The organism is Rhodococcus yunnanensis NBRC 103083 (assembly GCF_001895005.1).
In the GTDB taxonomy this organism is placed as follows: Bacteria; Actinomycetota; Actinomycetes; order Mycobacteriales; family Mycobacteriaceae; genus Rhodococcoides; species Rhodococcoides yunnanense.
Window position 1 is genome coordinate 203,237 of record NZ_BCXH01000006.1, and the last position, 19,299, is coordinate 222,535.

The 19,299-nt window shown below is 64.7% G+C and carries 16 protein-coding genes; 14 read left to right on the forward strand and 2 right to left on the reverse strand.

Going from position 1 to position 19,299, the window contains the following annotated elements; genetic code table 11:
• Positions 1-5: 5 nt before the first annotated feature.
• The 14 genes from RY1_RS12735 (at position 6) to RY1_RS12800 (ending at position 17,184) form a co-directional block, all read left to right on the forward strand.
• Positions 6-710, forward strand: a complete 705-nt coding sequence (locus RY1_RS12735) for an HpcH/HpaI aldolase/citrate lyase family protein (protein WP_072803931.1) — start codon at positions 6-8, stop codon at positions 708-710.
• A 30-nt stretch (positions 711-740) separates the two neighbouring features.
• Complete coding sequence (locus RY1_RS12740) at positions 741-2,375, forward strand: ABC transporter substrate-binding protein (RefSeq protein ID WP_072803932.1); 1,635 nt, start codon at positions 741-743, stop codon at positions 2,373-2,375.
• 62 nt (positions 2,376-2,437) lie between these two features.
• Positions 2,438-3,445 (forward strand): ABC transporter permease, encoded by a 1,008-nt coding sequence (locus RY1_RS12745; RefSeq protein WP_245819631.1) that lies wholly within the window; start codon positions 2,438-2,440, stop codon positions 3,443-3,445.
• Positions 3,442-4,356: an ABC transporter permease gene (locus RY1_RS12750; protein WP_072803933.1), complete on the forward strand. Its 915-nt coding sequence runs from the start codon at positions 3,442-3,444 to the stop codon at positions 4,354-4,356. Before RY1_RS12745 ends, RY1_RS12750 begins: the two co-directional genes overlap by 4 nt.
• Complete coding sequence (locus RY1_RS12755; RefSeq protein WP_072803934.1) at positions 4,353-5,975, forward strand: dipeptide ABC transporter ATP-binding protein; 1,623 nt, start codon at positions 4,353-4,355, stop codon at positions 5,973-5,975. The genes RY1_RS12750 and RY1_RS12755 overlap by 4 nt, the downstream gene beginning before the upstream one ends.
• Positions 5,972-7,153, forward strand: coding sequence for an acyl-CoA dehydrogenase family protein (locus tag RY1_RS12760; protein WP_072803935.1), 1,182 nt, complete (start codon positions 5,972-5,974; stop codon positions 7,151-7,153). Before RY1_RS12755 ends, RY1_RS12760 begins: the two co-directional genes overlap by 4 nt.
• The gene (locus RY1_RS12765; RefSeq protein ID WP_072803936.1) at positions 7,143-8,042 is read left to right on the forward strand and encodes an LLM class flavin-dependent oxidoreductase; all 900 of its coding nucleotides are present in this window, start codon (positions 7,143-7,145) and stop codon (positions 8,040-8,042) included. Before RY1_RS12760 ends, RY1_RS12765 begins: the two co-directional genes overlap by 11 nt.
• Positions 8,039-9,340, forward strand: a complete 1,302-nt coding sequence (locus tag RY1_RS12770) for an LLM class flavin-dependent oxidoreductase (RefSeq protein WP_084727377.1) — start codon at positions 8,039-8,041, stop codon at positions 9,338-9,340. Before RY1_RS12765 ends, RY1_RS12770 begins: the two co-directional genes overlap by 4 nt.
• Positions 9,341-9,457: 117 nt before the next feature.
• Positions 9,458-11,014: an ABC transporter substrate-binding protein gene (locus RY1_RS12775; RefSeq protein WP_084727378.1), complete on the forward strand. Its 1,557-nt coding sequence runs from the start codon at positions 9,458-9,460 to the stop codon at positions 11,012-11,014.
• On the forward strand, positions 11,011-12,363 hold the full coding sequence (locus RY1_RS12780) for an NtaA/DmoA family FMN-dependent monooxygenase (protein ID WP_072803938.1): 1,353 nt from the start codon (positions 11,011-11,013) through the stop codon (positions 12,361-12,363). Before RY1_RS12775 ends, RY1_RS12780 begins: the two co-directional genes overlap by 4 nt.
• Positions 12,360-13,340: an ABC transporter permease gene (locus tag RY1_RS12785; protein ID WP_169914674.1), complete on the forward strand. Its 981-nt coding sequence runs from the start codon at positions 12,360-12,362 to the stop codon at positions 13,338-13,340. The genes RY1_RS12780 and RY1_RS12785 overlap by 4 nt, the downstream gene beginning before the upstream one ends.
• Positions 13,337-14,215, forward strand: a complete 879-nt coding sequence (locus RY1_RS12790) for an ABC transporter permease (RefSeq protein ID WP_084727380.1) — start codon at positions 13,337-13,339, stop codon at positions 14,213-14,215. The genes RY1_RS12785 and RY1_RS12790 overlap by 4 nt, the downstream gene beginning before the upstream one ends.
• On the forward strand, positions 14,212-15,870 hold the full coding sequence (locus RY1_RS12795) for a dipeptide ABC transporter ATP-binding protein (protein WP_072803939.1): 1,659 nt from the start codon (positions 14,212-14,214) through the stop codon (positions 15,868-15,870). The genes RY1_RS12790 and RY1_RS12795 overlap by 4 nt, the downstream gene beginning before the upstream one ends.
• 108 nt (positions 15,871-15,978) lie before the next feature.
• Entirely contained in the window at positions 15,979-17,184 is a 1,206-nt protein-coding gene (locus RY1_RS12800; protein WP_072803940.1) for an aminotransferase-like domain-containing protein, read from the forward strand.
• Between the two features lie 48 nt (positions 17,185-17,232).
• On the opposite strand, the gene RY1_RS12805 is transcribed toward RY1_RS12800, so the two are convergent.
• The gene (locus tag RY1_RS12805) at positions 17,233-18,474 is read right to left on the reverse strand and encodes an MFS transporter (protein WP_245819632.1); all 1,242 of its coding nucleotides are present in this window, start codon (positions 18,472-18,474) and stop codon (positions 17,233-17,235) included.
• Between the two features lie 54 nt (positions 18,475-18,528).
• Positions 18,529-19,188, reverse strand: coding sequence for a TetR/AcrR family transcriptional regulator (locus RY1_RS12810; RefSeq protein WP_139279819.1), 660 nt, complete (start codon positions 19,186-19,188; stop codon positions 18,529-18,531).
• Positions 19,189-19,299: the final 111 nt, after the last annotated feature.

The following is a 19,299-nucleotide window of genomic DNA, read 5'->3' on the forward strand; positions in this document are numbered from 1 at the left end:
GGACCATGTCTTCCGTATTCGATTCCATCCGTTCGTACTTCTACGTCCCGGCCTACCGCGAGGACCTCGTCGCAGCCGCATTCGACAACGACGCCGACGCAGTCGTGTTCGATCTCGAGCACCTCACTCCCGACGACCAGAAGGACGCCGGGCGCGCACTCGTCGCCGAGGTGATCGCAACCGAGCAGCCCAAGCCGGTCCTGGTGCGCGTCAACGGGTACCCGACAGGCTGGTACGAGCGTGATCTCGACGCCGTCGTCGGACCCGGACTCACTGCTCTTCGAATCCCCAAGTCCGAGAGCGCTGCCGAGGTGCGCGCCATCGCCCGAGCATTGGACGCGCGCCGTGCGGTTGCCGGCATCACCCGGGTCATCCCGCTCCAGGTGATGATCGAGACCGCCGTCGGCGTCACCGCAGTCGACGAGTTGGCCGTGGCCACACATCTCGTCGAGTCCATCGGTCTCGGCGAGGGCGACCTCAAGGCCGACCTCGGAACCGCCACCGACGAGGGGTTGGCGTTCTCACGCGCCAGGCTCGTCGTCGCGGCCCGTGCAGCCGGACTGCCGGGGCCGGTGCAGGTCACCTTCAACCCGGCGGGCAGCCACGACGAGCTCAAGCGATCCACCGAACTCGGCCGGAGCCTCGGCTACAGCTCACGTACCTTGCTCGATCCGGCGCACGTCGCGTTGGTCAACTCCGTCTACGCCTGACACCGAACCACCTCGAGAATCGAAAGACCGATGAAGACCTTCAGAGCATTCACCCTCACCGCCACCGCTGCCGTTCTGACGCTCACCACAGCCTGTGGGGGAGGATCCTCCGCGTCGAATGCCGAGGTGGGTGACCCCGTGTCCGGTGGTTCACTGCGATACGCGGTGTCGGCCTGGCCGAAGTGCGTCGACCCGGCGCTCCAGGCGCGCGGGCTGAGTGCCTCGCAGCAGTACGTCGAAACGCTCACCGATCAGGATCGAACGACGGGTGAGGTGATACCGAGGCTCGCCCAGTCCTGGGAGGTCACCCCGGATGCGAAGAGCTTCACTCTGACGCTGCGAGACGGGGTCACGTTCTCCGACGGCACACCCCTGACCGCCGAGGTGGTCAAGACCAACATCGACGGACTGAAGGCCATCGCCGACGCCGGCCGCGGAGACACCCCGCTGATCAGCGCACTGAACACCTACGTCGGAACCACCGTCGTCGACGACAAGAACGTTCGCTTCGACTTCGGCGCACCCGAACTCGGATTCCTCCGTAACCTGAGCGACCCGTACTTCGGCATCTACGCGCCGTCGACGGTCACATCCTCGTACGAGGATCGCTGCGCTGGAACCACATTGGTCGGTACCGGCCCGTTCGTCATCACCGACGTGGTGCAGGGCCAGAAACTCGAACTGCAGCGCCGCGACGACTACGACTGGGCACCGGAAGGCGTCACCAAGCACACCGGGGCGGGCTACATCGACTCCGTCTCGTTCGAGCTGATCCCCGAGTCCGGCGTTCGTGTCGGCGGACTGCAGTCCGGCGAGTTCGACATCGTCGACGACGTGCCGGTACTCGATCAGGACGTCGTGACCGCGCAAGGTGACCAGATCATCACCGGGCTCGTTCCCAATCTCGTCCCAGGGCTTCGGCAGAACCCGCTGAGCCCACTCGGCTCCGATCTCGCTGTACGCCAGGCAATTCAGAGCGGCATCGACCGCGAGGAGATCCGCGACACCCTCTACTCGGACCGATACAGCCTGCCGACGAGCGCGATCGCGTCGAACACGCCGCTGTGGGCCGATCAATCCGACGGGCTCGTCTACGATCCCGACCGCTCGGAGAAGATCCTCGCCGACGCAGGCTGGGCCAAGGACGGCGACGGCATCTGGGCCAAGGACGGCAAACAACTCGCCCCGCGTATCACCTACACCCCCGGTTCCAGCCAGGGCGCAACGCAGCAGGAACTCGAACTGATTCAGCAACAACTCGGTCGAATCGGCATCAAGGTCCAGCTCTCGCCGATCACCCCGGCGGAATCCTCGGCGTTCATGAAAGACAAGGCCGCAGCGCCGTACGACTTCCTGACCGGCAGCGGGCCTGCCAAGGACGTCGACTTCCTGGCCGGGCTCTTCCTGAAGACCAACCCGGCCCTCGCTCCCGCCGATCAGCCCGAACTCGAGAGCGCAGCGAACGCCCTCAACCTCGCGGCGACCGACACCGAACGTGAGAACGCCGCCGCGGCACTGCAGAACCTGCTCGTCGACGGCGCCTACTGGATCCCGGTCCGCGAACAGACCCGCGCAGTCGGCGTCAGCGCCGACATCCAGGGCGTGGAAATCGACCCCTACGGCGGCACCGTCCTCTACGACGCCTGGAAGGTCGGCGAGCAGTGAGTACTGGCCGCTCCGCAGGCTCCGCTCCTGTGAACATAGGTCGCTCCGCAGGCTCCGCTCCTGTGAGTATTGGTCGCTCCGCAGGCTCCGAAAGCTCCGCTCCTGCGACGAGTCGCCGGGTTCTCAGCCGCCTGGGGCAGGGACTGTTCGTGCTGTGGGCAGCGTTCACGATCACGTTCGTGATCCTGTACCTGCTCCCGAGCGATCCGGTCGAGATCATGCTGAACTCGGGAGGCGACGCCGTCGGCATGGATCCGGCCGTCGTATCGGCTCTGCGCGCGGAGTACCACCTCGACTCGTCCCCACTGCTGCAGTACCTGTATGCGCTGTGGGACGTCGTTCGCGGCGATTTCGGACGGTCCATCCCGACCAACGAGCCGGTCACGACGCTCATTGCCGACGCCTTGCCGGACACGATCGCGTTGACCGCGCTGGCGTTCGTCATCGCCGTCATCTTCGGTGGAGCATTGGCGTTGGCGGCGACCTACACCACACTCCCGTGGCTGCGTCAGCTGCTGCTGTCGCTGCCGCCGGTGGGGGTCTCGGTGCCGACCTTCTGGATCGGACTGATCCTGCTGCAGGTGTTCTCGTTCCGGACCGGGCTGCTTCCGTCCACCGGTAACGCGGGATTCTCCTCGCTCGTACTTCCCGCGGTCACCCTTGCGATTCCGACGGGGGCGATCGTGGCGCAGTTGCTCGCCAAGAATCTGCGCACGACGTGGTCGCAGCCGTACATCGACACCGCTGCTGCCAAAGGCGTGTCGCGAGGAAAGATTCAGCTCAGCCACGCGTTGCGAAACGCAGCGATTCCGGTCCTGACGATGATCGGCATCATCGTCGGAAATCTTCTTGCGGGAGCGGTCGTCGTCGAAACGGTCTTCTCTCGTCGAGGAATCGGCAGGCTCACCGAGGAAGCGGTGTCCGCGCAGGACATTCCGATGATTCTGGGTCTGGTCGTTCTCGCCGCGGCCATCTTCGTCGTGGTCAATCTCGTCGTCGACCTGATCTATCCGATCGTCGATCCGCGCCTGGCGCGAGTTCGGCCCGTGCACTTGCAGGACGCATCATGACTCTTGCCGACACCGTTCTCGACAGGGACGCTCCCGAGGTCGTGGAACCGGACGCCGCCGATCCTCGCATCCGCCCACGCACTGCGCGAGCTGTCCCAGGGCTGGCGTTGCTACGCAAGCCGGCGTTGGTGCTCTCGGTCGTGTTGCTCCTGCTGATGATCGGGTGGGCGCTGTTCCCCGAGGTCTTCACCTCGCACGATCCGTACGTCGGTGTGCCGAAGGACAAGCTGCAGCCGCCGAGCACGCAGTACTGGTTCGGCACCGACCATCTGGGGCGCGACCTCTACACTCGCACCGTCTACGGAACCGGGCTGTCGATGCAGGCCACTCTCATCGCCGTGGTGGTTGGGCTGTTCGTCGGCTCCGCGATCGGCCTGCTGTCCGGGTTCGTCGGCGGCAGGTTCGACGACGTCGTCATGCGCCTCGTCGACGTGTTGCTGTCCATCCCCGGTCTGCTGCTGTCCCTCGCGGTCGTCTCGGTGCTCGGCTTCGGAACCGTCAATGTCGCGATCGCGGTCGGAGTCGCCTCGGTGGCGAGTTTCGCCCGGATCATGCGCTCCGACGTCCTGCGCACTCGGACACGAGTTTTCGTCGAGGCGGCGACCGTGTCCGGGGTGAAGCGAACGAGTGTGCTTCTACGCCATGTGCTTCCGCACTCGGTGGGATCGGTTCTCGTCCTTGCCGCGCTGGAATTCGGTACCGCGATACTCGCGGTGTCGGCGCTGAGCTTCCTCGGCTTCGGTGCGCCGCCTCCTGCACCCGAGTGGGGATCACTCGTCGCCGAGGGACGCAACTACCTTGCGACGGCGTGGTGGCTCACCACGCTGCCCGGACTCGTCATTGCAGCAACGGTGTTGGCGACCAATCGCATCAGCCGTGCCCTCGACGACGGAAAGGACCGCCTGATATGAGCGATCCAGTACTCGAACTCGATGCTCTCGACATCGGATATCGCACCGCGACAGCAGATGTGGACGCCGTTCGTTCGGTATCGCTGACGGTCCAGCCCGGCGAGGTCGTCGCGCTCGTCGGTGAATCCGGCTCGGGCAAATCCACCACAGCGCACTCGGTGATCGGTCTGCTTCCCGGCAACGGACGGGTGACCGGTGGCCGGATCTTGTTCGGCGGCCGGGACATCACCGGTCTGAAAGCCAAGAAACTACGGGAGATTCGCGGAGCCGAGATCGGGTTCGTGCCGCAGGACCCTGCCATCGCGTTGAACCCGGTGAAGAAGATCGGCATCCAGGTCGCCGAAGCGCTGTGGGTCCACGGGCTCGCCGGTCGCTCGGAGGCCAAGGAGCAGGCAATCGAGATTCTTGCGCGCGCAGGTCTGTCGCACCCGGAGGCGCGCGCACAGCAGTACCCGCACGAGCTGTCCGGCGGAATGAAACAGCGCGTCCTCATCGGAATCGCGCTTGCATGCAGGCCCAAGCTCGTCATCGCCGACGAGCCGACCAGTGCCCTCGACGTGACCGTGCAGCGGCGCATCCTGGACCACCTTCAGGAGCTGACATCGAGCTCGGGTACCGCAGTCCTGTTGATCACCCATGATCTCGGGGTCGCCGCGGACCGCGCCGACCGCATCGTCGTCATGCGGCACGGCGAGATCGTCGAACAGGGCCCGACAGCAGCGATTCTCGGCAGCCCGGCGCAGACGTACACCAGGAAGCTGCTGCAGGCGGCGCCGAGTCTCGCCGGGGTTCCCCTCGTCGACTCCTCGCCGACGACGACCGGACCGGTGTTGACACTGTCGAACGTCACCAAGGAATTCGCCCTGCCCGGCACGTCCACGCCGTTCTTGGCCGTCGACGATGTCAGCTTCGAGATCCCGCGCGGTCGAACCTTCAGTCTGATCGGCGAATCGGGATCGGGAAAGTCCACGGTGGCGCGGAGCGTGGTGCGCCTGGAACAGATCACCTCCGGACGCATCGACTTCGACGGTGTCGACCTCTCGACACTGCGCGGTGAAGAACTGCGGCAGGTGCGCAAGCGAATTCAACTCGTCTATCAGAACCCGTTCTCCTCGCTCGATCCGCGATTCTCCGTCGCCGATGTGGTGTCGGAGCCGTTGCGCGCGTTCGGTATCGGCTCCGGTTCGGAGCGCCGCGTCAAGGCAGGCGAGCTGCTGGAGCAGGTGGCGCTTCCGGCGTCGACGCTCGATCGCAAAGCAGCCGAACTGTCCGGTGGACAACGGCAGCGGGTCGCCATCGCGCGAGCGCTGGCACTGGCCCCAGAACTGGTGGTGCTCGACGAACCGGTGTCCGCCCTCGATGTGTCGGTGCAGGATCAGATCCTGCGGCTGCTCGTCGACCTGCAGGACCGGCTCGGTGTTGCCTACCTGTTCATCTCGCACGACTTCGCCGTCGTCCGGCAGATCTCGCACGAGGTGGGAGTGCTGCGGGCAGGCAAGCTCGTCGAGATCGGCTCAACGGACAGAGTCTTCGGCTCGCCGGAGCAGGAGTACACCAAGGCGCTCATCGACGCTGTGCCCGGCAGGGGCGCCGCGGTCTCGACGGAGGTGGCCGTATGACCGCAGTGGAGAAGGCACGTGCACTCGCGTCCGAACTCGGCCGGAGGGCGCAGCAGGACTGGGAGCACGGTCTACTTCCGGACAACATCGCCGATCTGCGAGCGAGCGGACTTCCGTCGTTGACGGTGCCGCGCGTGTTCGGCGGTGGGGGAGAAGGGATCACGACGGCGTCGCGCGTCGTCACCGAGGTGGCGCGCGGTGATGCGTCGACGGCGCTGATTCTCGCGATGCACTACATCCATACCGCGTCCCTGTTTCAACCCACCGAGCTGTCTCCGGTGGTCCGCACGCTGGCCGAGGACCTCGTGCGGACACATGCTCTGATCAGTGTGACCGCGAGTGAGCAGCGCAGCGGGCCGCCGAGCCGCGGCGGACGGATCGACAGCACCGCCGTGCGACAACCCGACGGCCGGTGGCTGCTGAACGGACGCAAGACGTACGCGACGGGAAGCGCGGTTCTCGACTACGCGGTCGCAGTGGTCAACATCGTCGACGACTCGGGTGTCTCGGGTCTCGGCGGCACTCAGGGGCGGATCCTGGTGCCGCTGCGCGGTGCAGGGATCTCCATCCACCACACGTGGGACACCCTAGGCCTGCGAGGTTCGGCCAGCGACGACGTCGAATTCCAGGACGTCCTGCTGCCCGGCGACGCCGTTCTCGGCGGATACGAGCGTCCTGGGCCCGGTAGCGCGCACTCCCTGTGGTGGCCGCTGTTGCTGGCGTCGATGCATCTCGGCATCGGGGAAGCTGCACGTGACGACGCATTCGCTTTCACCTCGGGGCCGCGCAACGACGGCACCGAGGGGATACTGGCCGACACCGACCGAGTTCGGGACCGCGCTGCCCGGATCGAACTCGAGCTCATCCCGGCGCGTGCGGTGCTGGCCGACGCCACTCGGCGCGTCGACGAGAACGATCCGTCGTTCGCTCCTGCTCTGGCGTCGTCGGTGAAGCTGCTCGTGCACGGGTACAGCTCGGCTGCGGTGGACCATGCCGGTCGGCTCATCGGTGCAGCCTCGCTCCAGCGTTCCTCACCCTTCCAGCGCTACTACCGCGATATCAGAGCCGCGCTGCACAACCCGCCTGCCGACGACACCGTGCGTGATGCGCTCGGCACCCACCTACTGACCCAACCCGACTCGATCGACGATCACAGGAAGATTCGACATGCCTCCTGACATTCACCTCTCACTCGCGCTCGACCCGGCTGCTGGGGGACCGGCCCAGGTCGTCGAGCAGGCAACACTCGCCGAGCGGGGGCTTTTCGACGCCGTCTTCGCCACACCGAACCCGCGCTCGGGGTTGGAGCCGTCGACCGTGCTGGCGACGGTGGCAGCCTCGACCCGGCACATCGGCGTCGTCGCGGCGGTGTCCCCGCAGTACACCGCGCCGTTCAATCAAGCCCGCTACATCAGCACTCTCGACCATATCTCGAAGGGCAGAGCCGGCTGGAATCTGACTCTCCCCGAACAGGACACAGCACCGGATCTGCACGGATCGTCGAACTCGCCGTCGGACGTGGACCGCTACGAGCGAGCAGGCGAGTTCACCGAGGTGCTGACGGCGCTGTGGGACAGCTGGGACGATGACGCCGTCGTCGCCGACAGGTCGAGCGGACTGTACGTGCGCCGCGCGTCGATTCACGGGATCGATCACCACGGCAAGCATTTTGCCGTCGCAGGGCCGTTCAATCTGCCGCGAAGCCCGCAGTGGCATCCGCCGCTGTTCGCATCGGTCGGATCGGAGGCGTCCGCGCAGTACGCGGTACGGCACGCCGATGTCGCCGTGTTGACTGCCGGCGCGGCCCCGGTCACCTCGATCCCGTCGCTCCGCGAACGCGTGGTGTCCGACGGCGAGGTCGATTCACTCGCCGCGAGTCTGATCGAGGAGGTAGCCCGAGACGGTGTCGCCGGCTTCGTGCTTCACGCATCGATCGAGGTGACCAGGAGGATCGTCGATACCGTTGTGCCGCAATTGCAATCGTCCGGCCGCTTCTCCACCGAGTACTCGGAATCGACTTTGAAGGAACGGATCGGGTACGGAACCCGGGTAGGAGCAATACTGTGAGCGCGCACATGGCACTCAACCTCAACCTGCGCGGAGTCGGCTTCCACCGGGCAGGCTGGCGGCACCCGAGTGCGACGCCGGAACGCGTCACCGAACTCGACTACTTCGCCGATATCGTCTCGACCGTCGAGCGCGGCAAGTTCGATGCCGTCTTCTTCGCCGACAGCCCGCGGCTGTTCAGCGACCGCGAACCGTTGGCGATGTCACTGGAGCCGCTCACGCTGCTCGGCGCGTTGGCGGCACGTACCACCAACATCGGATTGATCGGGACGGTCTCGACCACGTACAACGACCCCTACGAGATCGCGGCGCGGTTCGCATCGCTCGACCAGTTGTCCGGTGGCCGTGCGGGAATGAACTTCGTGACGTCCTCCGGCGACGTGCTCGCCCACAACTTCGGATACGACAGCCACCCCGACTTCGATCGACGCTACGAGCGTGCAAGCGAATTCGTCGACGTCGTGTTGAAGCTGTGGAGTGGCCGGCCTGTCGATCACTCGGGGCAGTTCTTCGACGTGCACGGCACACTGCCGATTCCCGCGTCACCGCAGGGGCATCCGGTCCTCGTGCAGGCGGGCGCGTCGAACCGCGGTCGCGACATGGCGGCATTGCGCGCCGAAGCGGTGTACACCGGTTCCTCGACCATCGCGAACGGAATCGAGTTCTACGAGGACGTCAAGAACCGAGCCGTCGGTTTCGGCCGCACACGCGCGGACGTAAAGATCCTTCCCGGTCTTGTCCCGTACATCGCCGATACCGAAGCCGAGGCACGCGCGCTCGAAGAAGAGCTCGAAGCGTTGGCGACCAAGAACATCGACGTCATCGCGCAACTGAGTACCGAGTTGGGTACGGACCTGTCGGTGTACGACCCGGACAGCCCGTTTCCGGACGAGGCATTTCCCAGCTTCGCCACGCACAAGGGTGGTCAAAGCCGTATCAACCGGCTGCGGACATGGGTCGAGCAGGAGAATCTGACCGTCGCGCAGCTCGCGACGAAAGTGGAGAAGGGCCTGGGCGTCGTACATTGGACGACCGCGGGTACCGGCGAACAGGTGGCCGACGAACTCGAAGCATGGTTCCGAGCCGGAGCAGCCGACGGCTTCAACGTGCTGGTGCCGCTGCATCCGAGGGGGACCGAGGACTTCGTCGAGCAGGTCGTTCCGATTCTGCAGCGGCGCGGGCTCTTTCGTGAGGAGTACGACGGAACGACGCTGCGGGACAACTTCGGGCTCGAACTGCCGCACATCCCGTTCGACGCGATCGACTCGAAGTTGAGCAGAGCTTCATCATTGTTGTAGCTAAGCGTATTTCATCGACTCGAGCTGATTTCAAGTGTTCACAATGCGGTGTCGTGCGGTCACGATGTTTGTTGAGTCCCCCATGGACGGGGCGGTGACAGAACGGAAAGACACTCGATGAAACGCACACTACGTCGGCTCGCGATCCCAGCGATGGCGGTGGTCGCCGCAGTCACGCTCAGCTCGTGCGGCTCCGCACTCGGGGGAGAGGACACTGGCTCGGGCGGTGGGGACGGCGATCGCACATTGACCCTTGCGCTGTCGCGGCAACTGACCGGTCTCAACCCGCACAACGGCGGATCACCGGACAGCGACGGCTCGGTCAAGGGCACCGTCTACGAGGCTCTGACCTACCTCGACCCCGACGGCTCGGTACATCCGCGGTTGGCCGAGAAATGGGAGAGCACCGGCCCGCTGCAATGGAAGTTCGACATCCGCGACGGAGTGAGCTTCTCGGACGGTACGCCCCTGACCGCCGAGGACGTGGTGTGGAACTTCCAGGAATTGCTCGATCCGCAGACGAAGAGCCAGCTGGGTGCACAGCTGAAGATCTACGTCGCCGCGGTGAGTACGGACACCCCGGGTGTCGTCACGTTCGATCTGAAGTCGCCTGCGATCGACCTGCCGTCGCGGCTGTGGAACGTGTACCTGACGACCCAGAAGTTCTGGGAGACCGGCAACCTGAACACCGAGGCCGTGGGTACCGGCCCGTACACGCTGGCGTCCATCGACCTCGAGAACGGTGCGAAGTTGACGGCCAATCCCGATTACTGGGGTGAGCAGCCCGCATTCGAGAAGGCCGAGTACAAGGTGCTCGCCGCCGAATCGGCACGTGTGTCCGCGGTGCAGGCAGGCGAGGTCGACATCGCACTGAACCTCGATCCGCTCAGCATCGATCAGTTCTCCTCGAACCCGGACTACGACACCACCCTGTCCGATTCCTCGTGGGTGCAGGTCATTTCGATCAACGAGAACAAGGGCGGCCCTCTCGCGGACGTGCGGGTACGTCAGGCACTCAACTACGCGGTCGACAAGCAGTCCATCATCGACGGTCTGCTCGGCGGTGCCGTCGAGCCGTCGCAGGGGCAGGTCATCGCCCCGCCGTTCTACGAGCCCAACCCGGCGGTCCAGGAATACCCGTACGACCCCGAGAAGGCGAAACAACTGCTCGCCGACGCGGGGTATGCCACCGGCGTCGTACTCGATCTGGACGTCCCCGCGGGGACGTATGCGGCGGGCGCGGCGATCGGACAGGCGGTGGCGCAGCAGGCCGCGGACGTGGGCATCACGATCAACATCACCGAAACCCCGTTCCCCGCGTGGCTTTCCCGCCAGAACCAGGACAGTGCTGCCGCGGCCGACCTCGTCTACATCGGCTGGGGTGGGCAGTACAAGGACTCGTGGGCTGTCTTCGACCCGTTCACCAGCAAGTCCAGGTACAAGCAGAGCAACATCACCGATCCCGAGTTCGACGACGTCGTGAATCGGCTGCAAGCGGCGACCGATTCCGAATCGGCGAAGGCGCTCGCCGCCGAGGCGACGCAGATCTATCACGATCGCGCGCACACCGTGTTCCTGTGGCCGGGTACCTTCACCTCCGTCGTCGCCAAGGATCTCGAGTGGCCAAGCCGTACCTCTCGCTATCTCTACGCGCAGCAGGTGACGCAGAAGTGAGCACGGACAGGCAGATCTTCCTCGCGGGGTACATTCTGTTTCCCGGCAACCACTTCGCCGGTGCGTGGCGGCATCCGTACTCGGAGCGAGACTTCAACGACCGCAGCCTCTTCGAAGACGCAGCTCGGACGCTGGAGCGCGCGAAATTCGACATGGCGTTCATTCCGGAGACACTCGCGTTCAATCCAGCCTTCGCGCGACACGGGCTGAGCAACGCCATCAAACACGACCCGACGCAGTTGGCGTCGGTCATCGCGGGGGTGACCCGGCATCTCGGTATCGGGGTGACGTTGTCGGCGTCGTTCACACCGCCCTATCACCTCGCTCGCACACTCGGAAGCCTCGACCAGTTCAGCGGTGGGCGGGTGGCGTGGAACATCATCATGAGTCGCGGCGCGCCCACCTACGCCAACTTTCCGCACGTCGAAGAGCTCGAACGCGAAGAACTCTACGATCGCGGTGACGAGGTCGTGGAAGCCACTGTCGCGCTGTGGGAGTCATGGCGCAACGACGCCCTCGTCGTCGATAAGCAGTCCGGTGTCTTCATCGACCCGGACAAGGTCACGACACCCGACTACCAGGGTAAGTACGTCCAGGTGCGAGGCCCACTCACGCTGCCGCCGTCGCCGCAGGGCTCACCCGTTCTGATCCAGGCGGGCGATTCGCCGCGCGGGCGACGATTCGGTGGCAAATGGGCGGAGCTGGTGTTCGCGATCGAGAACAACGAGGACGATCTGCGGGCCAAGCGCGAGGACCTGCGTCGTCTGGCTGCCGAAGCCGGCCGTGATCCGGACAGCATCAAGCTGATCGCCGCGGTCCAACCGATCGTCGGGGAGACGACGGAGATCGCGCGGGCACGTCAGAAGTTCCTGCCGACGCTGCTGGACACTGATGCCGCGATCACGTTCCTGAGTCACTTCGTCCGTACCGACTTCACGGGCTTGTCACCGGACGTGCGATTCACCGATGCTGTCGCTCAACGCAGTACGGACGAGAATGCGGGGGTTCGCCTGCTGGAGAACCTCCGCGGGCTCGCCGCCGCAACCGGTGAGACGCTGGACGGCGGTCTGACGCTGGGAGAGGTGTCGAAGACCTTCTCGGCCAGCGAGTTCACACCTCAGATCGTGGGTTCTCCCACCGAGGTGGCAGATCAGCTGATCCATCTCTTCGAGGCCGAAGCCGTGGACGGATACGTCCTGTCGCCGACGCATTTTCCCGGTGCATTCGACGACTTCGCTCGCGCCGTTGTTCCGGAACTGCAGCGGCGTGGAGTGTTTCGGACCGAGTACGCCGACACCACACTCCGCGGCAACATCGCAGGCAAGAAATGGACGGACGGGCGACGATGACAGCCGTCGCCGAAGTGCAGAAGTCTCGGTCGCTGTCGCGTCGGGTGGTGCGTGTGCCCGTCGACGGACGGTACGTAGTGCGCCGGTTGATCACCGGCCTCGTTGCGGTGTGGGGTGCGATCACACTGGTCTTCTTCGCGCTGTACTCGACGGGTAACCCCGCCGTCATGCTGATCGCGCCCGATGCACCGGCAGGCGAACTCGAACGCGTCACCAGACTGTACGGATTCGATCGGCCGATCTACGAGCAGTACGTGCGATTCTTCGGTGCCGTCCTCACCGGGAACTTCCCCGAGTCGATTCGCTACCAGAGCGACCCGTTGTCCATCGTGTTGTCGCGGTTGGCGCCGAGCATCACGCTCGGTGCGACCGCATTGGTGTTCGGCGTGCTGATCGGCGGTGCGATCGGATACCTGTCGGCGACGAGCAGGTCGCCTCTGCTGCGCAAGCTACCGATCAGCATCGCCACCGCCCTGGACGCCATTCCCGGTTTCTTCCTCGCGTTGCTACTCGTTCTGTTGTTCTCGGTGACGTGGAGTGTGTTGCCGCCGAGGGGATCCGGATCACTCGCGCACCTGGTGCTGCCCGCGGTGACACTCGGAATCTACTTCGTGCCCACCATCGCCCGAGTCTTCCGAACTGCCGTCGTCGAGGTACTCGAATCCGACCATGTCAGAACTGCGCGATCGAAGGGCATCGGTTCGTTGACGTTGACGTTGCGTCACATCGTGGGCAACTCGCTCGGCTCGACGTTCAACGTGCTGGGCATCCAGGCAGGTGTGCTGCTCGGAGGTGCCGTCATCACCGAGTCGATCTTCTCGTGGCCCGGTGTGGGGCAACTGTCCATCAACGCGGTCCAGAATCGCGACTACCCCCTCGTCATCGCCTGTGTGCTGGTCATCGCCATCGGGTTCGTGATCATCAATCTCGTGGTCGACGTGTTGTCGGTCATCTTCGATCCGAGGATTTCCTCATGACTGCTTCCGCGCTGGACCTCGAACTCCCCAGTGGTTCTGGATCGGCAGATCCGAGAACCACCCGGACACGCACCAGGTCGTCGGTGACCGGGTGGCTCGGTGCAGCCATTCTGGGAATTTTGATCGTCGCGTCCGTGCTGGCGCCGGTGCTGGTCGCGCATTCGCCACTCGAGCAGGACCTCGGCGCAGTGCTGCAGGCCCCGAGCGGATCGCACTGGTTCGGCACCGACGAGCTCGGCCGTGACCTGCTCAGCCGCGTTCTCTACGGCGGGCGAACCGCATTGTCGGTGACGTTGCTCGCCAGCATCCTCGCGGCGCTCATCGGTGTTGTCCTCGGACTCGTCGGCGCGTTGTTTCGCGGTTGGCCCGACGTCATCGCAGGCCGATTGGCCGATGTGCAACTTGCCATTCCGACCATCGTGCTCGCGCTGGTGATCCTGTCGTTCGTCGGCAATTCGATCGGACCGCTCGTGGTGGTTCTCGTCGCGGGTTCGTGGGTGTTGACGTTCAGAGTGATTCGCGGGCACGCGCAGTCGGTCGTCAACCAGCCGTACATCGAGGCCGCTCGGCTCAGCGGGCTCGGCAAGTGGCAGATCGCCGTGCGTCATCTGCTGCCCAGCGTCCTTCCACTGTTCGTGGTGGCCTTCACGTTGAACGCGTCGGCGATCCTGCTGTTGGAGTCCTCCCTCGGATTCCTCGGTCTCGGTGTGCAACCGCCCACCGCCGACTGGGGTGCGATGGTGGCAGGGGGACAGGCTCGGTTGGACAGTGCCCCATGGGTGGCGCTGTTCCCCGGCGTCGTGCTCATTCTGGCGGTAGTGAGCTTCCAACTCATCGGCGATGCCCTGGCGGACAGGTTCGGAGCGAAGACATGACCGATACACCAGTGCTGGCGATCGAGGACCTTCACGTCTCCGTCGGCGACGCCGAGGACAGGAGCACCGTGGTCCGCGGTGTGTCGTTGACCGTGTTCGCGGGCGAGACCGTCGGGCTTGTCGGCGAATCGGGGTCGGGGAAGACCATGACTGCCCTCGGCCTGGTCGATCTTCTTCCTCGTGGCGCGAGGATCGATTCGGGACGGATCGTGTTGGCGGGCAGCGATGTAACGGCACTCGACGCGCGGACCCGACGCCGTGTGACGAGCGCCGACGTCGGTGTCGTGTTCCAGAATCCGACGGCATCGCTCAATCCACGGCTGACGATCTCCACGCAGGTCGTCGAAGCGTTGCCGCGTGGCGCCGGGTCGAGACGGCATCGTCGTGCCCGGGCCGCTGAACTTCTCGACGCCGTCGGGATTCCGAACGTCGGAAAGGCGTTGTCGGCGTTCCCGCACGAGTTGTCCGGCGGACTCAACCAGCGTGTCGTCATTGCGTTGGCCTTGGCGAGATCTCCCAAACTGCTCGTCGCAGACGAGCCGACGACCGCTCTCGATGTGAGCGTGCAGGCACAGGTCCTGGATCTGATCGACCGGCTCAAGGTCGAGTTCGGTCTCGGTGTCCTGCTCGTGAGCCACGACATCGGTGTCATCGCGGACAGGACCCAACGAGTCAACGTCATGAGCGACGGTGTCATCGTCGAGGCCGGAGCAACCGGCGAGGTGCTCTCCGCGCCGACGCAGCCGTACACGCGGACGTTGTTGGCGGCCACGCCGAGTCGACTCGTGCGGCCCGTCCATGCCGAACGTGACGACATCGAACCCGAGGAACCGATCGTCGCGGTCCACGAAGTCCGCAGGGCATTCGCCGTCGCCGAACCGGGCAGGATACGACGCGTGCCGCACGTCGCCTTGGACGGCGTCACCCTGAACGTACATCGCGGTCAGTCGTTGGGTGTCGTCGGCGAATCCGGTTCGGGTAAAACGACACTCGCCCGGCAGATCGTGGGTCTGGACAGCCCGGATTCCGGTTCGATCTCGTTCGAGGGCAATGATCTGCGTGCTCTCACCACCAGTGACAGGGCTCGGTGGCGCCGCGAGGTCCAGTATGTCTTCCAGGATCCGTACGGCTCGCTGAACCCGAGACTCACCGTCGAGCAATCGATCTCGGAACCGTTGCGGTACAACGACGTCGATCTGCGCGGGGTGTCGGTGAGCGCACGCGTCGGTTCGCTGCTCGACGAGGTCGAGTTGCCCACATCGTTTCGGAGCAGGCGACCGCACGAGCTCTCCGGCGGTCAGCGTCAGCGCGTGGGTATCGCACGCGCGTTGGCCAACGAACCGACTCTGATCGTCGCCGACGAGCCGGTGTCTGCGCTCGACCTGTCGGTGCAGGCACGCATTCTTCGCCTGCTGCAGAAGCTCCGCGCCGAGCGGGGACTGACGCTGGTGTTGATCTCGCACGACCTCGCAGTCGTTCGCTTTCTGTGTGACGACGTCGTTGTCCTACGGCACGGTTCGATCGTCGAGCAGGGCGCGACCGAGGAGGTCTATGCGAATCCGCAACACGAGTACACCGAAGTCCTACTGAGTTCGGTTCCGGGAGCTGCTCTGGACCTCGATCGGGACCCGCGCCTCACACCTGTGCGTGTGTAGCGCGCTTTCCGTCCCGACCATACATACGCGGGCATCACACACGCGGGCATCACATACGCGGGCATCACACACGCGGGCATGGCAGCCGCACAACGAAAGGAAGAAAACATGACACAGACCATCGAATCCCCCCGAGGCACGGATCTTCTGTCTCTGCTGTCTGCTCGTGGCACGGATCGACAGCTCGCCGGTGGTTTCGGGCCGCCGCCTGCCGGATTGGCTGCCGACACCATCAGGCTCCTCGGCGGAGTACCGGCCGACGAGGCACTTCCGACGGCCGAGCTGGCGGCGGCGTTTTCGGCTGTGCTGTCCGATCCGGCAACGCTGCGCTACTCGGTTCTCCCCGGAATCGAACCTCTTCGTTCCTGGATCGGCGAACGCGAAGGCGTCGACCCCGACCGTATTCTCGTCACCAACGGCGCGCTCCACGCGCTCAACCTGATCTTCGACGCGGTCCTCGAACCAGGTGATGTGGTGGCTGTCGAAAGCCCGACGTTCCCGCTCGCGCTGCGCGAAGCCAGCTACTACGGCGCATCGTTCCTGCCTGTGCCGACGTCCGACACCGGTCTCGATCTCGACGGGTTCGAGGAGCAACTGCGCGGCGGTGCCCGTCCGAAGATCTTCTACGTCATCCCGGACTTCCAGAACCCGACCGGCAGCACGCTGTCGGCGGAAGCTCGCACCAGGCTCGTAGGTCTTGCCGAGCAGTACGGGTTCCTCATCGTCTCCGACAACCCCTACAAGGAACTGCGTTTTGCGGGAACAGCCGTCGACGACTTCGACCTGAGCAGCGACAACGTCCTGCGCGCCAACACGTTCTCCAAGACACTCGGCCCTGGATTGCGTCTGGGATGGATCGCAGCCCCGCAGTGGCTGATTCCGGCATTGTCACGCATCAGAAGCACACAGGATCAGCACAGTTCACTGGTGACGCAGAGTGCTGTCGCCCGGTTGCTTCGCTCCGAGGGGGCATTCGATCGGATCGTCGACGGCGGCCGCGAGCTGTATCGCCAGCGTTCGACCGTCCTCGTCGACGAGTTGGAATCAGCACTGCCCGGGCAGCTGCACATCGTCCGCCCCGAAGGCGGAATCTTCTTGTGGCTGAGAGCTTCCGACCCGTCGGTCGACCTGCCCGACGTCCAGACGCGAGCGCGGGGGTTGGGCGTCGACTTCTCACTCGGTCGCTACTTCGACCCGACCGGTCCCGTCGGATACCTCGGTAGCGCCCGACTCGGCTTCAGCAACCAGACCGTCGACAATTTGGTCACGGGTGCGAACAGGTTTGCCGAGGCCTTCACCCAGGCCGTGCGCTGATCGTTGCCGTGATATCCGGGCGTACTGCTGGGCGTGGGGAGGTTGCGCTCAGCAGTTGCCGTCCGTCTCTCGCAGCGGGGACAGTGCGGTGATCGATGCGGCCACCGTGAAGACGATGACTACGCCGACGAGGGTGGCACGGTCACCGATCAGCCCGATGGACAGGCCGGCGACGAGGGCACCTGCGGCGGTCATGGTTCGGTTGATCGAGCGTCTGGTGGCGTTCACTCGGCCCAGAAGTGCATCGGGAGTGAGCGATTGCCAGTACCCCATCTCGTTCGAGTTCTCGACTCCTGCGGCGAGTCCTTGCAGGCCGAGAGCGGCGAAGAGGAGACCGTGGCCGACGCCGGTTGCAGGAGCGAGAGCTACGAGCAGCCACGTGATCGGATAGGCGACGCGCGCGAGGATGACCACACGTCCCGAACCGATGCGAGAACCCGCCAGGTGTGCGATCGACGCACCGAGCAAGCTGGTGACACCGGTGACGGTCAACAGCAGTCCGAAAGCGTAGGCACTGAATCCGAGGGACCGCAAGGCCAGGATCGACAGCACGGTCAATGCAGCGCCATTGGCAAGGAACCACACATGCGTCGACACGGCCAAGGGACGGAGAGTGCGGTGGCGGTAGGTGAACTGCAGGCCGTCGCGTATCTCGCTGCGAAGATTGCGTGCACGGGCCTCGGCCCGCGGTTCGTCCACCTCGATGCCCGCGTTGAGAACCGCGTCGACGATGTAACTGACGGCGTCGACGGCAATCACGACAGGGGCACCGAGTAGCCCGACGAGGCCGCCACCGACCGCAGGCCCGAGTGTCGTGGCGGCAGCGTCGGCCTGATCCAGGCGAGCATTGGCGGAGACCAGCCGAGCGCGAGGAACCAACCGAGGAAGCAGCGACTGGGTGGCTGCGTACCCGAACACCGAGAACGCGCCGAAACACAGCAACACGACGACCAGCATCCAGATCTGCAGTATCCCCAGAAGCCACAGAATCGGGACGGCGCTCAGGGCCAGTGCGCGCCCGACGCTCGCCCAGACGAGGATGGGCTTGCGTCGCCACCGATCGACATACACACCCGCGAACAGTCCCAACACCGCGTACGGCATGAACTGAGCGGCGTTCACGACACCGACTTCCAGCGGCGTCGCACCGAGAAGCTGGACCACCAATACCGGCATAGCAACCGCCGTCACCGCCGAGCCTGCCGAACTGATTGCCGCAGCGGTCAGAAACCGTCGAAACGACGACCGGGGAGCAGCAGCGCCGGCACCGTCCATCAAGCTAGTACCCATCAAGCTGCCGCCCATCGAGGTGGACGAACGCCGTCACGTCGTCGGATATCGGGATCAGCGAGGAAGGTAGCCATGGAGAAACGTGTGTACTCCCGAACTGGCCACAGCATCGATATCCTCCTCCAATTCCATTGCAGAATAATAGGAATCATCGATCGTCGTCGACGCGATGAGTGCGATGAAGTGGTTGGCAGCGTTCTGGTGATCGGCCACGACCAACACACCCGTGCGCGAGAGGTCTGCAAACCTGGTCGCGAGGGCATGGCGGGCGCGGTCTCTTCCCGCCGTCCGCCATGCTTGTCGTAGGTCTTCCGGGAACCGCTCCGACTCGGCTCTCAGGCGCCGCACGATCGCGAAGTGATCCGCGAATTCAGCTCGAGGTCGTATCCATTCCCTCGCCAGGTTCGTCAGGTCGACTTCGAGATCGGTGATGACGCCGAGGTGTCGGTCGATCAGAATCTCGCGCGCCTTGGCCACTTCGGTCGAACTCTCGAGGAGAACCGCTGAGAACAGTTGTTCCTTGTTGTCGAAGTGGTTGTAGATCGTGCGGGTGGACACCCCCGCGTCGGCGGCGATCGTCTCGATGCTCGCCTGGACGTAACCGACACGTCCGAACGCATGTCGAGCGGCCTCCATGATGGCCAGCCTCTTGCCCGTGTACCTACGTGCAGGCGCCTCGGCGGTCTCTTGCGACGGCGTTGTGTGATTCGTCAAGGGTTAAATCCACTCCAATCTGATGTCGCCAAATGATTGACCTAGGTAAAATACACGTTGTAATTTACCTGAAGTCGCATCGACGCGTGTTCGCTGACCATCCCTCACGAT

Bases quoted from the DNA above. Each gene is read 5' to 3' on its own strand.
- RY1_RS12735 (WP_072803931.1), top strand. From the start codon at position 6: ATGTCTTCCGTATTCGATTCCATCCGTTCGTACTTCTACGTCCCGGCC.
- RY1_RS12740 (WP_072803932.1), top strand. From the start codon at position 741: ATGAAGACCTTCAGAGCATTCACCCTCACCGCCACCGCTGCCGTTCTG.
- RY1_RS12750 (WP_072803933.1), top strand. From the start codon at position 3,442: ATGACTCTTGCCGACACCGTTCTCGACAGGGACGCTCCCGAGGTCGTG.
- RY1_RS12755 (WP_072803934.1), top strand. From the start codon at position 4,353: ATGAGCGATCCAGTACTCGAACTCGATGCTCTCGACATCGGATATCGC.
- RY1_RS12760 (WP_072803935.1), top strand. From the start codon at position 5,972: ATGACCGCAGTGGAGAAGGCACGTGCACTCGCGTCCGAACTCGGCCGG.
- RY1_RS12765 (WP_072803936.1), top strand. From the start codon at position 7,143: ATGCCTCCTGACATTCACCTCTCACTCGCGCTCGACCCGGCTGCTGGG.
- RY1_RS12775 (WP_084727378.1), top strand. From the start codon at position 9,458: ATGAAACGCACACTACGTCGGCTCGCGATCCCAGCGATGGCGGTGGTC.
- RY1_RS12785 (WP_169914674.1), top strand. From the start codon at position 12,360: ATGACAGCCGTCGCCGAAGTGCAGAAGTCTCGGTCGCTGTCGCGTCGG.
- RY1_RS12790 (WP_084727380.1), top strand. From the start codon at position 13,337: ATGACTGCTTCCGCGCTGGACCTCGAACTCCCCAGTGGTTCTGGATCG.
- RY1_RS12795 (WP_072803939.1), top strand. From the start codon at position 14,212: ATGACCGATACACCAGTGCTGGCGATCGAGGACCTTCACGTCTCCGTC.
- RY1_RS12800 (WP_072803940.1), top strand. From the start codon at position 15,979: ATGACACAGACCATCGAATCCCCCCGAGGCACGGATCTTCTGTCTCTG.
- RY1_RS12805 (WP_245819632.1), bottom strand. From the start codon at position 18,474: ATGGGTACTAGCTTGATGGACGGTGCCGGCGCTGCTGCTCCCCGGTCG.